This is a genomic window from Streptomyces sp. NPDC056128 (assembly GCF_042263835.1).
Taxonomy (GTDB): domain Bacteria; phylum Actinomycetota; class Actinomycetes; order Streptomycetales; family Streptomycetaceae; genus Streptomyces.
Window position 1 is genome coordinate 294,275 of record NZ_JBHJVQ010000008.1, and the last position, 14,293, is coordinate 308,567.

Consider the following 14,293-nt stretch of genomic DNA (forward strand, 5'->3'; position numbering starts at 1 on the left):
CGCAGCTGGGCTTCGTCGGACGAAACCCGTACGGGCGGAGACCTTGGGGGCGGCACGGATGCCGGGGCACGCCGGGAGGCTGAGGCGGGTTCAGCGCTCGTCGGAGAGCGCGTCGGTCAGTCCATGCATGTTCACGAGGAAAAGGTCATCGATGATGTCTAGGCACCGGACTCGAGTCGAAGGATCGCCCTGGCGGTACAGGCGCAGCACCACATCGACGAGATAGCGCTGGATCAACGCCCATCCGCGCCGTCCGACCTTGCTGCCCTCTCCGGAGGACGTCGTCAAAGCCCGGCATGCGTCAAGTGCCCGAGACGGCAGCCGCAGTGTCGGTTGAGCAAGGGCGCGAGCCAGCGTTTCTGGATGCTCGGGGAAAGCAGGGCTGGTGAGAAAGGAATCGATGATGCCGTCCGCGATGTCCGGTGGCAGTAACGCCATCCCATGGAGGGAGTGTGCTGCCGCTGTACGGACTGCCGGGTGTTCGTCGTGAAACATCTCCTGAAGCAGGAATGCGCCATAGGCGGGATCACTGGCGGCGGCCTTGGCAGCTCCTTCGCGAGCCGCTGGAGTGAGTGCGGCGACGCGCGCAGGCATGCAGGGCAGCAGTTTCCTCTGCATCGCAAGAACGGCCCATGTCACTCCGGCATGTTGAGCGGCAGTGACGGAGCCGGCGAGAGCTCGGGCCAGCTCCGGTGCGAAACGTTCCGTATCGTGAAGCGAGGCCCAAGTGAGCAAAGTGTGGGTGGTTCGTGCCTCATGAATGTCGACGGGAACGCCTGCGAACAGACCTTCTGCGAGATCGAGGGCGATCTCCGGAGCATGGCACATGAGCTCGGTCACGGCCTCCGCCGCGCAGGCCCGAACAGCCATGATCGGGTCGTGAGCCAGTCGGTCGAGTACGGGGAGGAGACCCTGGACAACGGCGCCCGTCGTCCTCAGCAGGGAGCTGATGGCGAGCGCGGCCTGGCCGCGCGTGGAGTTCAGCCCTGCGGCCAAGAGGTCACCTTCGTAGGTGTACGAGCCGGATCCTGTATCGACTCTGGCCGCTTCGGTGCCAGGGTGCGGATCCTGAGCGAGCCTGACCAACAGGTCCATGGTGACGGAGTGTTCCGCCGCCTCCGGCGCAGCGATGCGGATCGCTGAACAGACGTCTCGTCCTATTTCTGGTCCGACGAGTCTGACAGCCTGCACACAGAGATCCAGCAGGCGGTCGGCGGCCACCTTGCCAGCGACGCCATTGATCACGGCGCTGTATGCGGGTGGCGGGATGCTCGCGCCGAAAGAGCGTGCGAGGCGTGTGAACCGCTCCGGCTGCTGCGCGGCCTGAGTTTTCAGGAGGGACGCCAACTCGGTCGCTCCTCCTGTCGGAGGGATCCGACTCCAATCGACGCCCTCTTTGTTGTACTTGCTCAGTGCTCGCAGCCACTGTGCGTCAGTCATGTGCTTGCTGGCGGAGAGCGGCACCGGGGACCCGACCCAGTGGGCTTCCACGGCGTGCGGACCGGTCGGGGGCTGCTGCGCGAACTTCCGCTCCAACTCCCGGAGACGGTTGGCAACCTCATCGCTTCGACGCTCTTCAGCGATTCCGCTGAGGAGCACGTACTGGGTATGGCCGAAGGCCTTCCGGTGCTCGGAGTGACGTTCCCAGTCGGGGAAGTGGCACATCAGCAGCTGGATGAGTCGACCCAGATGGTGTTGCCCGCAGTCACGCGTCGCCGTGGCGATGAGTTCACGTGCAGCCCAATGAGGACTGTCCGACCAGCCGGTGCGAAGGCGTTCGACATTGTCCGTCAGCCAGGCGAGCGCCTCGTCAGGGCGATCCCAGACGGCGTAGGTACGGCAGGCTAGGAATCGCAGAGCCTTCGCGCTGCTTCCTGCCAACCGTCTCATGGTGTCCGTGAGAGAGGACGGGTCTTGCTGAGCCTGGAATCGCAGGGCGTCATGCACCGCCAAGTACAGCGCCTCATCGAAATCCGGGCTGATGGGTAAGGACCGACGAGCCCATCGAGCGCGCCACGCGGACCGGTCCGGATGTGCAGCGTGGCTGGCCTCCGCAACAGCGATCACGAACGGCAGGACATGCTCGAGCATGGCTGCAGGAGCAGCCTCGGCCGCCTCGGCGACAACCGTCCCCAGATGTGAGCCAAGCGGTACAGAGAGATGGCCTGACGTGAAAGGATCGCCCTCCCCCGTCGCGACAGCGTGCTGCAATCCGCGGTTCAGAAAGCTCCCCAACAGTCGGATAGCCGGGAGCGCATCCTTTTCGGCCAGTTGCTCGACGAGGTCCCAGAAGCGCATATCAGCAGCGCCAACGCTACCGGGCACTTCATCGAAGTCCCCCCGCTCGATGAAGGTGAGCGTCAACTCTGTCGAAAATGGTGAAGGCCGTGTGCTGACCCAGTCGAGCAGACGCTGGCGCCACGGACCGTGGGCGTCCCGGTACGGTTCGAGCAGTTCCACCACCCGTGCGGACTCCGCCGCACACCAGGTCAATTGAGGGAAGACCAGCGGTGCCAGATGTGGGTCGGCCAGCCATCTCTCCCAGTTTCCGGTGCCAGCGGCCTTGAACCAGGCAGAGAGCCTCAGCAGATTGCGCAGCTTGCTCGCAGTGACGTCCTCTCCCCACGCGTAGGGCTCCACCGCGGCCCAGTCCTCGCACGTGGCGTCGAGCTGTTCGAGCACTGCAAGAACAACGAACCGCAGGTGGGGCCTGACCACGTCCGACCTGAGAAGACGAACTGCCGTGTGCCTGAACGCATCGCGGTCTGTGTCCCGTAGATGTTCCAGGATCTGCCGTGTCTGCGCCCGGCGGAAAAGAGCCTGCCCGCTCGCCGCGAGGAAGTCGTGGAGGTCCTTGCCCGTCGTTACGAATGCGCGCGCGAAGAGGTAGTCGAAGTAAGTCTCATGGAAGAACCCGACACGCTTGTCCGCATGGAGCAGGACCCCTCCCGAGACGAGTACGGCTACGTCGGACCTGGCGAAGCGGTCCAGGAGGGCATACGGGACCGTGATGGTCTCGCGACGGCTCATCTCCTCAATCAGATGGTTAGTGATGACCTGCCACGCCTCATGGGAGAGGATTCGCTCCGTCCCGCGCCGGGTTTCGTCGGTGTACCGGTCGTAGAGCTCCTGGAGACTTGCGTACCTGGTGGTCCGTGCTCGCGCCGGCAAGCGGCAGAAGACCGCGAGGTGCAGAGGGGTACGCAGGAGAGTCAGCGTTCTGGCGCCCATCGACGCCGCTGGCGTGCCACTGCCCTCAAGCACTGTGCGCACAGCCTGGTCCTCCAGCAGACCGAGTGAGAACCGTTCGACGACGTCTTCCTGGCCGACCAGACTGGTGAGCCGTGGGTCCTTCTCGACGTCGATCGTCCGTGCCACCAGGACGACCTTGACGTTCGGCGCGCAGGAGAGGACCTCCAGCATTTCGTCAACGGCTTCGAAGACGTCGGGTATGCGGCCGCTGTACGTGCTCGCCGCGTCGAGTTGGTCCACGACCAGCAGCGCTGGACCACCCTTGGCCACCCGGGCGATCAGCGTTGCAGGACAGGCGGGTAGATCGAGTCGACGGCCTACGGATCCAGCAGTGCGGTCGGTCGCCTCCACTTCATCCATCCGAAAGGGCAAGACAGTCCACCCGTTGGCTGCAGCCATGCGGACGACCTCGCTCGCCACGGTGGACTTGCCCATGCCGGCCTGGCCGTCGCACACGACGGTGGACGGCCCGTCTCCTGCGATCAGACGGTCGAACAGCTCTTGCGCTTGAGGCCGCGAGGCCAGTCCGAACGGCGGTTGTACGCGTTCTGCGCGTCGGAGGAAGCGTCGTTGGGCCTGTTGAACGGCTCGTCGGTCGGTGGTGGCGTCCGACTCGGATTGATCGTGTCCCGGTGAGGGGCCGGAAGCCGTGCCCTCAGCCTGCTGTGCGCCGACCAGGAAGTACTGCACGACTCCAACGGCCGCGGCGTTGTCGGATGCTTGGACGTGCAACGGTTGCCCGGTCAGGGCCTCACCTGCGGCGCAGGCCAGCACCTTCTGATCAGGACGGTGTGAAGTGAGTGGGCCTGAATCACCCGGTCCGTTCAGCCCTGCGTCGGATCCGGGGCGGAAGGGGAGGCCATGTGAACGTCCCCATTCACCATGCCTGCGGCGAATGAATGATGGTCGGCCTGGATGCGTACATTCTCTCCCGTGACTGCGCCCGAGGCCGGAGACGGGCCGGTAGCCGAGGCCGCGTGATCGTGCACAAGGCGCTGAAGATGCTCCGCCGCCTGAACGCGGGCACCGCCCTGCAGCCTCTCCAGCGTCTCTGTGAAGCAGGCTTGCCAACTCAAAGCATAGTGGGCGGCGATGCTTGCGGAACAGGCGCTGCCGCCTCCCCGCAGGGCGGCCGTAGTCTGCGCCAGCCGGGCGATTCCTGGCTGCGCGGCCTCCCTCCTGCCCTGGGCGAGCCACGAGACGATCTGCGGTTCAAATGACGGCCAGAGTGCCGTTCCTGCCGTCGCCACGACGGCGATTCCTGCCTCAGCCGCGATAGCGCGCAGTCTTTCCGAGAGCATAGGTCCCCCTTTGGTCCGGCTCGGAGTCACGATAGCGAGCCGCGCAGGCCGTCCGGAGCCTTTTGCGGCCATTGAGTCATGCGAAATCGGTGCATGAGATGGCTGGAATCCTTCAGTGTCGTCCGTGCGGCGAAGGAGGAAACATGAAACTTCAGCCTTTCCGGCGAAACGGACGTCGGCTCATGCCAGACTCTCCTTCGTCGAAGGCGGATCAGTAACTCGGGCAACCGGACAGTGAAGAAAGGCAGAGGCATGGACGTGCCATTACGTTTCGGGGCGGAGTTGCGTCGGCTCCGGGAGGCCGCCGGCATGACGCTTCAGCAACTGGCGGAGGAGACGACCTACAGTCGAGGGCACCTCTCGAAGATTGAGCGGGGAGACAATCCCCCCACCATGAACCTGGTCCAGCGCTGTGACGCGTACTTCCGTACGGGTGGACGACTGCGCAGGGTGTACGACGCCGAGATGAAGCCCGACGTGGCCAAGTCGCGGCCTGCGCGTCGCCAGGTGGTGGTCACTGGGGTGAGTTCCCTGCTCCTCGCCGGCCTGGCAGATGGCGGGCAAGAGGGGGAACTGGCACCGGGGGAACTATTCCAAGATCAGCTGGACCAGATGAAGCGGTTGGGCCAGAACCTGGCGCCAGGCGGGATGTTGCCCATCCTGCGCGCCCAGGTGACGAATGTGATCGCGCTGGCTTCCCGGAGCAGCGGATCCTCTCGAGCCGACCTGCTGGTCACGGCGTCTCGGTTCGCCGAGTACATCGGATGGATGGCTCAGGAGAGCGGCGACGAGGCCATGGCGTTGAGCACCACAGCCGAGGCGGTCGAACTGGCGCGGGCCGGCGGCGACGAGCACCTGGCGGACTATGCGTTGGTCCGTCGCGCACTCGTCGCGTACTACAACGGGGACGCGTCCCGGACAGTCGCGCTGGCCCAGCAGGCGCAGCGCGGCACCGCGCCGCCCCGGATCAGGGGCCTTGCGGCGCAGCGCGAGGCCCAGGGGCACGCACTTCTTGGCGATGAACGTTCCTGTGGGCAGGCCTTGGACCGGGCGCGCAAACTGATCGGACAGGCAGAAGGCATCTCCGACGGTCCGGTGCTGGGCACGAAGCAACTCCTCGACCCCGTCGCCATGGTGAGCGGCTGGTGCCTGTACGACCTGGGGCGCCCCCGAGAGGCGGCAGAGAAGCTGGAACTCGAGTGTCGACGCATCGCGCCGTACGCTCTGAACACGCGTATGCGGTACGGCATGCGGTATGCCCTGTCGCTCGCCGCGGCAGGTGAGATCGAGAGTTCCTGCGAAGCGGCTCGCGAGCTGCTCTCCTTCATGACCATCATCCCGTCCGCCACTGTGCGTACCGATGTACGGCGTCTCGACCGCGAATGGTCACGGTTTCGCGGCAACGCGGCGGTACGCAGTCTGCGGCCCGCTCTCACCAATGTGTTGAATCCCGGCCAGTAGCGGCCGAATTGTTTCCCTTCCCGTCGGCTTAAACCCACAGTGTTGCTGTCCGCCCGGTCGTGAAGTCTCCGTTCCGGGCGGCCGACTCCCATGACCTTCTGTGCGACAAGGTGCATCCTTTTCGGCTTCGGGCATCCTCATTCTGAACGGAGATTCCGCATGCCCCAGATCTTTGTGAACTATCGAACTGACGACGAGGAAGCTGCCGCCACACTCGTGGACAGGGAACTTTCCCGGGTTTTCGGTAGTGAGAACGTCTTCCGGGCGAGCAAGTCGATCGGGCCGGGCAGCCGGTTTCCCCAGGAACTGCTCACCGCAGTCCGCCGCAGTCATGTGCTGCTGGCTGTGATCGGTCCTCGTTGGCTGACGGCAGGGGGCTCCGGAGGCCGAAGCCCTCTGGAGGACGAGCGCGACTGGACGCGGCGAGAAATCCAGGAAGCGTTCGAGACCGGGGCCGTCGTCATCCCTCTCCTGGTCGGCGGAGTGAAGCGGCTGGCCGGAGAGGACCTTCCCGCGGAGATCAAGGACCTTGCCGACTGCCAGTACCGGCGGCTCAACCACCGGAACGCCGAAGCGGATCTGACGAGGCTGGCCGACGACCTGGTGAAACTGTCTCCCGAACTCGCAGCGTCCGCCGAGAGCAACGGCTACCAATCGCTCTCGACTGCACCGGACAGCGAGCATGGGGAGGGCGCGGGCGCTTCCGGCGATGCCAGGATGCAGACGAAGGTCATCAATCACCGCCAACGCGGCGGAATCGGAAACCTCAATGGTGACTTCTCCGGAACCTTCGTCAGCGAGCCCCAAGGCGCCGTCCACACCGGGAGCGGGCATCTTTACCAGGGGCCCAATCGTGTCGCCGACCATCACCGGGACGGGGACGGACAGCGTTGACCGGTCCAGGCGGTACGTCGGTCAACAATCCGCAGGGTCCTCTGCACAGCGGAGGGGGGAACCAGTACAACTACCACTGGTTCATGGGGAGCGGAGAATCGCTGGCCAGAGTCGGAACCGACCGGTTGGAGATCGTTCGGGAGTACCAACTCCGGCTGGCCCAGTGCTTCGTTCGCCCACACGGTTACAGCCGGGCGGCCGAGCTGCTGGCACGACCCGGCGCGGTGGTGGTTCTGCAGGGTGCTCCCGGGACGGGCCGACGCGCGGCGGCGACGATGCTGCTGGGAGAGCCGTCTGCATACGGTGGCCGGATCGAGGAACTTCAGGCGGACCTGAAGGAGGAGGGCCCCGACCCGTCGCCCGACGACCGCTACCTGCTGGACCTCTCTCGCGTGGCCGAGGACGAATACGCGGCGGCGCAGCGCACGCTGATGAGCTACCGCTCGCTCGTGGAGAAGAGCGGTGCTCGCATGGTCGTTGTCTTCCCGACAGGCTTGGAGTGGATGCTGGACGCGGAGCTCGCCCAACTCGCGGTGCGGCTCGAACGGCCCCGCGGGCGAGCAGTTCTCAGCAGGCATTTGCGCGTACGCCGCGTGCGGTTCGAATACGAGCAGCTGAGCACGGACGAACTGCGCCATATGTTCGGTACTGCGCCGATGCGAGAGCTGGACCACTTCGCGGAACTGGTGCTGCAAGCACGGAACGGATCCCGGTACGGCACGGACTTCACCCACTGGCGGGACGCAGCCATGGTTGCCGCCACGAACTGGTCCCAGCAGGTGGCGAAACAGTTGCGAGAGCATCGGAGCGGCTCGGAACGGGCGTTGTTGCTGGCAGCCGCGATGATGAGCGGGGTGGCAGCGGACACGATCATGGCTGCCGCGGGCCGACTGCTCGAACTCGTGAAACACCCGAAGGACGAGACGCCGAGGCTTGCTCAGGAGGGCCTGGGGGAGCGGTTCGAGAAGCTGTCCCTCATCCGGAAGTCCGACGGACGGGTCGGTTTCGGAGGGCTTGCCTACGATGCTGCGGTCCGACGCCACTTCTGGGAGAACTTCCCGGACCTCCGCGAGGGATTCCGGGACTGGGTGGGGTACTGCGCAGAGGTCTCAGAACTGAGTCCGGAGGACCGTGGTCGCCTCGTCGGCCGGTTCGCAGAACAGGCGCTTTCCACGGGCCGGCCCGACGACCTGTGCGTACTCATCGAAAGGTGGACCCAGTCCTCGGCAGGTGACAGGCTGAGTGCCGCGGCGGCGACGGCCCTGGAGCGGGGCCTCAGCCATGAACAGTACGGTGCCCACTTCCGTTTCCGTGTCTATCAGTGGGCGACGGCAAGGAGTCTGAGACCTCATCTTGCACGTGTGCTGATCGGCGTTTGCCGGTACGTCATCGCCGTGACCCATCCGGAGCGGGCCATGGTCAGACTTCGCCATCTCGCCCTGCGTCGGGATTTGGCCGGGGAACTCAGGCAAGAGGCACGTGCGGCAATGCTGCCACTCGCTGGCAGAAACCGGCGAATGTACGCGCGCGCAGTCATGCCGGTGCTGCCAAAAACGGGGGCGGAGGACGGGAATCTCGATCTCCTCCTTGCCCTCCTGGACCCTGTGCATCTGGCGATCGAACCTCCCGGACAGCCATTTGCGCTGGCATGGCGGGCGGTCATGGGAGGAAGACCGGTCGTCGTCTGGCGCCCTCTCGTAGAGCGCTGGCTGGGCCTGCTGGCACGTCGGAGAGCGAGCGACCGGGTGCTCGGCGCTCTGCTGTTGGCGGCTTCGGGCGACCGGAACCTGCTCAACCAGCTCTACGTCACCACCTACGACTGGGCCGACTCACCCGCCGACGACAACATCGGACCCACGCGACCCGAGGACAGAGCGCGGATCGCAGAGGTGTTCTGCCAGCAAATCGATCGCGCACAAGGGGTTGGAGTCGTCGCCTCCGCTCCTGCTGCAGGAATTGCGGGGAAAGAGAAATGAAAATCCATTACGTCACGCGCTTCCTGTCGGCCGGCCTCTTGATCGCCGTGTTGGGGACAGCAGCCGGACTAGGCTGGCCGATCTGGGTGTGGTTCCTGCTTCCCGCGATGTGTGCTGGTGCGCTCCTGATCGACATGCAAGTGCCACGCTCCGAGAGACAGCCCTGGTCCTCGGCTCGCGAACCGGACGAGGTAGCTCCAGAGCGTCCTGCAGAGAGCCCGTATCGGGAGATCTCGGTGGTTTCGGTACCGATGGAAAGCTCTGTTGCGGACTGCCCGTTTCTGTTCTCGGCAACCGTCTGGTGGCGACCGGCCGATCAGGACGGAGCCTTGTCGCACGGCAATCCAGGTGCCTTGGCCACGACATCCGTTCTGGGGCGTGTTCAGCGGCTGACGTCTACGGAGCATCCCAACCGGTGCATGTTGCTGGAGCACTCCATGGAGAGCGAACTCGGCCGACCCGTTCTCGATGCTGAGGGACTGGTGACCACCTTCGCCACGGACATCCGGCTCACCCTGCGGGCGAAGGATCGGGAGCACCTCGACGAACTGGAGGGGCTGCGCAAGGCTGTCGGCACGTGGGAGAGCCGCCAGCAGCACGAACGCAATGTTCGCGAGTACCTCGGCGGCGACGTCCTGCAGAGCCCGGGCAGCGCAGTCGTCTGGTGGATGGCCCGCCACGACGATCAGATCGAACGCGCAGTGGAGATGATCGCCCCTCTGACGGTCCTGTCGGCGGCTGCCAACGACGAGGAGATACCGGAGGGTTACCGAGCCATGACGCAGCCTCATGCGGGGGCGCCGGGGGACGACTCGGTGGGCGGCCTCGACCATCCGGAACCGATCAGCGAGGAGACCGCGGAGACCGGTCCTTCTCATTGGTCGGCGGTGAAGGACCAGCACTCCATGGGCGATGAGCTGTCCGGCCTGCTGGCGAGCATGGGGATCGATGAAGGATCCGTCGAAGGCGCGGTCTTCCTGCGTCGCCTCGCGGAGATGTCGGAAGCTGCCGGCCGACCGGAGGCAGCGGAGAACATCCGCAGGCGAGTGCGTGCGGAAGGACGCGAGGAGGCACCGCCCCCTACTCACGGGGGGCAGCGCGACAACAGGGCAGCAGAATCAGCCCGACCTGCTCGCGTCGCAGGTTGGCAGGTCGCACCGGACGGCGCGGTGTCCGAAGCGGACGAAGCGGATTGGTGGGGCCGCACAGGACCCGAACCCGATGGCCTCGGTCCGAATCCTGAAAGGGGTGGTCGGTGAGCAGGCTGCCGGCACACGACGTCTTCGACCGGATCCGCCGGTCGGTGGAGGGTCGGTACTCTGACTCGCCGCCGCTGTGCGGGCGTACGGCACAGTGTCCCACCACACTCTGCCACGGAGCGGAGCGGACGTTGGACGATCTGATGACCCACACAGCTCACAGTCAGCACGGGAGCCTCGAACGAACCACTGCGTGGCTGCATGTCGCCAGTCACCTGCGCGAAGAAGCAGCGGTCGGGCAGGGGCACGACTGGACGATGATCACGGTGTGGCTGCTCACTCCCCGTCTGCGGCGAGCGTCGTATGCACTCTCCCGCCGTACGGGTGCCGAGCGCGCCGATGTCTGCTCCGCTCTGGTGCAGGGTGTGCTGGAAGCTGCTCAGACCGTAGAGAAAGCGGACGCGGCCGAGATCGAAGAGTATTTGGTCGACGCGGCGTTTTCCGTCGGGTGGCGGACTGGGCGGCGTAGCTCCAAGGAGACGCCGGTGACGAGAGTCGGCGAGTGGAACGCCGAGCCGGAGACGGCCAAGCCCGATCCGCTGACCTTCGCTCTGGACGAGGTTGTGCACGTCGGTGCGATGTCCGGTGGGCTTGCCCAGCGGGCCCAAGGCGAACGGCTGGGCGCACTCGCGTATCGCATGGGCCTCCTGGCGCACGTGCGCACTGTCCGACGACAGCGCCGGTCCCGGCAAGGCCAACCGCGTGCCGGACTCCCTCACAAGTCGGCGGAGCTGAGCCAGCAGCCCTGCCTGTTTGAGCTGAGGAGTTCAGACGATGAAGCACCGGCGTGACGAGTCCGTGTCCTTCTCGGCCATGTTCGGACTCCCTGCTGAGATCGGATTACGCATGGCCGCGGAGGCTCTGAACCTGAGCTTGAGCGCTGCCTACCGGCGGGTGAGAAACGGCAACTTTCCCTGCCGGGTGCGCAGGACCGGGCGACGGTACGTGGTCCGCCTTCCGGACCTGATGCGCGCACTCGGTATCCAGGATGTCCGGGTGCGCTACGACGACGTCGAAGCAGGAGCGCGGTTCGCCTCTGGGGAGAGCGACGTCTGAGGAGAACGCCGATGGGCCCCACTGCTCGCAGCGGGACCCATCGACAACGTGCCTGGTGGGCACTGACGGAGGCTACGAGATTCGAACCCGAGGTCTACCGGTAGTAGATCCGCGCTACAAGGGACGGCCGCCTTGCCAGCCGTGGCAGTCCGAAAACGAGAGTGCCGGGTTGGTTTCTCCGTGGCACGTCAGGCGCTGTCACGGTGGGGAGGAAGGGAAGCCGGGCTCCGACCTTGGCTCCCAAACGGCTCCCAAGATGGCCCCAGAAACCACTCAGGGGCCCGACCCGCGCTGCGGATCAGGCCCCTGACCTGGAACTTCTCTGTCGGGGTGGCGGGATTTGAACCCACGACCTCTTCGTCCCGAACGAAGCGCGCTACCAAGCTGCGCCACACCCCGATCGTCGCTGCTCGTCGCGGCGACGTCGTTTACTTTAGCCCACCGGTGGCCGGAGACGAAATCCGGTTTAGCGGGGTCGGCGGAGTGGGTTCGGGCGGATGTGGTCGAGGGTGATGAGGAGGACGGCCAGGGCGTAGAGGGCCAGGCCGACGAGGAGGGCGTTGCCCAGGACGCCCTTGAAGCCGTGCTGGTCGACGTCGAGGAAGGGGTAGAGGTAGCGGTCCTGGGTGCCGGGGAGCAGCAGCTCGCCGCGGGCCAGGGTGAAGGCCAGGTAGGCCAGGGGGTAGAGGAGCCACGCGGGAGCCTGGCGCAGGTGCAGGCGGCCGGGGACGGTGAGGAGGAGCCAGTCCAGGGCCGCGGCGACCGGGACCGCCGTGTGCAGGATGTGGGTCGCGGCCGTCTGCCAGCCCGTGCCGGCGCCGTCCGGCACGGCGAAGGGGCTCGCCGCGTTGGTCAGCAGCAGGTGGTGGACCAGGCCGGCGGTGCCGACGTAGAGCAGGGCCGCGCCCGTTACCGCGCCCGGCAGGGGGTGGTGGGCGGACCGGGCGCAGCGGGCGGACGCGAGCATGACCAGCGCCAGCAGGATGCCGCTCTGGATCGTGAAGTGGCTCAGGGTCTTCAGGACCGGGCCGCCCACGAGCAGCTCGATCGTCACTCCGGTCAGCGCCAGCAGGGCGGTGAGGAGGCGGAAGACCGCGATCAGCCTGCGGCGTACGGGGGTCACGACGGCCGTCGCCGGTACGACCGTGGGCAGCAGGGCGCGGTGACCCGGGACCGGGGGGAGGTCCGGGATGTCCCTGGGTATCGGGGCTGTCATGGCCTCACGCTAGACAGACCGGACATATCGGGCTATGCGGGTGGGCCGTGTGGGTTACCCGGCCCGCTCTCCGTGCCGAGCCGGCCCGTCGGTCGCCCGGCCCGGCCCGCCCTCCCTGCCCCACATCCCCCTACCGCCCCCGCGCCACCAACGTCAGCAGCGTCGCCTCCGGTGGGCAGAAGAAGCGGACCGGGGTGTAGCGGCTCGCGCCGCAGCCCGCGGAGACGTGGAGGTAGGACGTGCTGCCCTCCGCCGTGTGCGTGGACAGGCCCTTCACGCGGTCCGTGTCCAGGTCGCAGTTGGTGACCAGCGCGCCGTAGAAGGGGATGCACAGCTGGCCCCCGTGCGTGTGGCCGGCCAGGATCAGGGGGTAGTCGTCCGCCGCGTAGGCGTCCAGGACGCGCAGGTACGGCGCGTGCACCACGCCCATCGAGAAGTCCGCCGTGCCGGACGGGCCGCCCGCGACCTCCGCGTACCGGTCCCGCTTGATGTGCGGGTCGTCGAGGCCGGTCAGCTCCACGGACATGCCCTCGATCTTGAGCGTGCCGCGCGTGTTCGTGAGGTTCTGCCAGCCCGCGGCGTCGAAGCCGTCGCGCAGGTCCTCCCACGGGTTGTGGACGACGCCGACGGCGGGCGGGTTGCCGTTCAGACCGTGGCGGCCCTGGAGCTTCTCGGTCAGGTACCGGCCGGGGTTGCGGAGCTTGGGGCCGTAGTAGTCGTTGGAGCCGAAGACGTAGGCGCCCGGGAACTCCATCAGCGGGCCCAGGGCGTCCAAGACCTCGGGGACGCCCTCCGGGTCGGACAGGTTGTCGCCCGTGTTGATCACGAAGTCGGGGCGCAGGCCGGCCAGGGACCGCAGCCAGCGCTGCTTCTTGCGCTGGCCGCCGACCATGTGGATGTCGGAGACCTGGAGCACGCGCAGCGGGCCCATGCCGGCGGGCAGGACGGGGACCGTCACCCGTCGGAGGCGGAACGAGCGGGGCTCGATCCCCGCCGCGTAGACCAGACCGGCGGCGCCAACCGCCGTGATTCCCAGGGGCACTCCGTATCGCGCGCGCATACGTCCATCGTGTCAGAAGCGGGGGCGGGGGGCCGAACACGGGGACGGCGGCCATGCTGATCCGCCCGCGGGTCCTCGGATCGACGGGCACGCGGAAAATCGGCGGGTGATCGTCCGGCCGTACCTGCGACAATCAGGTCCATGACCACGCTCAAGTCGAAGCTGCACGCCGACCTCAACGCCGCGATCAAGGAGCGTGACGAGCTGCGCTCCTCGACGCTCCGGCTGACGCTCGCCGCGATCACCAAGGAGGAGGTCGCGGGGAAGGAGAAGCGGGAGCTCTCCGACGACGAGGTGCAGAAGGTGATCACCCGCGAGGCGAAGAAGCGCCGGGAGGCCGCCGAGGCCTTCGCACAGGGGGGTCGTGCCGAGAGCGCCGAGCGGGAGAAGGCGGAGGGCGAGGTGCTCGCCGCGTACCTGCCGACGCAGCTGTCGGACGACGAGCTGAACGCGATCGTCGCGCAGGCCGTCGAGGAGGCGAAGGCGGGCGGTGCCGAGGGGCCGCGCGCCATGGGCGCCGTCATGAAGATCGTCAACCCCAAGGTCGCCGGACTGGCCGAGGGCGGCCGGGTCGCCGCCGCGGTCAAGAGGACGCTCGCCGGCTGAGCCGCCCCCCGGCCCTCGGCCCTCGTCCCCCGGCAGCCGTCCCCCGGCCGCCGACCGGCTGGACCCCACACCGTGACGAGTGAGGGCGCCCGCCGCGGAAAGCGGGGGGGGCCCCCACTCGGTGTGCGGGGCCCACACGTCAGGGGGGCCGGCGCCCTCCCCGCCGCCCGGCCCCTTCCCCCGGGCCAGGGTCACGGTAACGGGGGAGCCCC

Annotated in this window: 11 protein-coding genes and 1 tRNA gene; 7 read left to right on the forward strand and 5 right to left on the reverse strand. The window is 67.0% G+C overall.

What is annotated here, in order from left to right:
* Nucleotides 1–90: 90 nt before the first annotated feature.
* A complete protein-coding gene (locus ACFC1X_RS19170) occupies nt 91–3,942 on the reverse strand; it encodes a hypothetical protein (RefSeq protein ID WP_376355137.1) in 3,852 nt (1,283 codons plus the stop codon).
* A 134-nt stretch (nt 3,943–4,076) separates the two neighbouring features.
* A complete protein-coding gene (locus ACFC1X_RS19175) occupies nt 4,077–4,502 on the reverse strand; it encodes a hypothetical protein (protein WP_376355139.1) in 426 nt (141 codons plus the stop codon).
* 303 nt (nt 4,503–4,805) lie between these two features.
* Here ACFC1X_RS19175 and ACFC1X_RS19180 point away from each other — a divergent pair, with 303 nt between their 5' ends.
* From ACFC1X_RS19180 to ACFC1X_RS19205, 6 genes are all read left to right on the forward strand, one after another.
* Nucleotides 4,806–6,014 carry a helix-turn-helix domain-containing protein gene (locus tag ACFC1X_RS19180; RefSeq protein ID WP_376355141.1) on the forward strand — a complete coding sequence of 403 codons (1,209 nt, stop codon included), beginning with the start codon at nt 4,806–4,808 and terminating at the stop codon, nt 6,012–6,014.
* A gap of 159 nt (nt 6,015–6,173) precedes the next feature.
* Nucleotides 6,174–6,908 carry a toll/interleukin-1 receptor domain-containing protein gene (locus ACFC1X_RS19185; RefSeq protein WP_376355143.1) on the forward strand — a complete coding sequence of 245 codons (735 nt, stop codon included), beginning with the start codon at nt 6,174–6,176 and terminating at the stop codon, nt 6,906–6,908.
* A gap of 83 nt (nt 6,909–6,991) precedes the next feature.
* Nucleotides 6,992–8,884 carry a hypothetical protein gene (locus ACFC1X_RS19190; RefSeq protein WP_376355145.1) on the forward strand — a complete coding sequence of 631 codons (1,893 nt, stop codon included), beginning with the start codon at nt 6,992–6,994 and terminating at the stop codon, nt 8,882–8,884.
* On the forward strand, nt 8,881–10,143 hold the full coding sequence (locus tag ACFC1X_RS19195; protein WP_376355147.1) for a hypothetical protein: 1,263 nt from the start codon (nt 8,881–8,883) through the stop codon (nt 10,141–10,143). The genes ACFC1X_RS19190 and ACFC1X_RS19195 overlap by 4 nt, the downstream gene beginning before the upstream one ends.
* A gap of 131 nt (nt 10,144–10,274) precedes the next feature.
* Nucleotides 10,275–10,934, forward strand: coding sequence for a hypothetical protein (locus ACFC1X_RS19200; protein WP_376355149.1), 660 nt, complete (start codon nt 10,275–10,277; stop codon nt 10,932–10,934).
* The gene (locus ACFC1X_RS19205; RefSeq protein ID WP_376355151.1) at nt 10,918–11,199 is read left to right on the forward strand and encodes a helix-turn-helix transcriptional regulator; all 282 of its coding nucleotides are present in this window, start codon (nt 10,918–10,920) and stop codon (nt 11,197–11,199) included. The genes ACFC1X_RS19200 and ACFC1X_RS19205 overlap by 17 nt, the downstream gene beginning before the upstream one ends.
* Nucleotides 11,200–11,524: 325 nt before the next feature.
* Here ACFC1X_RS19205 and ACFC1X_RS19210 read toward each other — a convergent pair.
* The 3 genes from ACFC1X_RS19210 to ACFC1X_RS19220 form a co-directional block, all read right to left on the reverse strand.
* Nucleotides 11,525–11,598, reverse strand: a tRNA-Pro gene (locus ACFC1X_RS19210).
* Between the two features lie 67 nt (nt 11,599–11,665).
* Nucleotides 11,666–12,415, reverse strand: coding sequence for a Pr6Pr family membrane protein (locus tag ACFC1X_RS19215; protein ID WP_376355153.1), 750 nt, complete (start codon nt 12,413–12,415; stop codon nt 11,666–11,668).
* Between the two features lie 130 nt (nt 12,416–12,545).
* Entirely contained in the window at nt 12,546–13,475 is a 930-nt protein-coding gene (locus tag ACFC1X_RS19220; RefSeq protein ID WP_376355155.1) for a metallophosphoesterase, read from the reverse strand.
* Between the two features lie 141 nt (nt 13,476–13,616).
* Between ACFC1X_RS19220 and ACFC1X_RS19225 the strand changes: the two genes are divergently transcribed.
* Complete coding sequence (locus tag ACFC1X_RS19225; protein ID WP_376355157.1) at nt 13,617–14,081, forward strand: GatB/YqeY domain-containing protein; 465 nt, start codon at nt 13,617–13,619, stop codon at nt 14,079–14,081.
* Nucleotides 14,082–14,293: the final 212 nt, after the last annotated feature.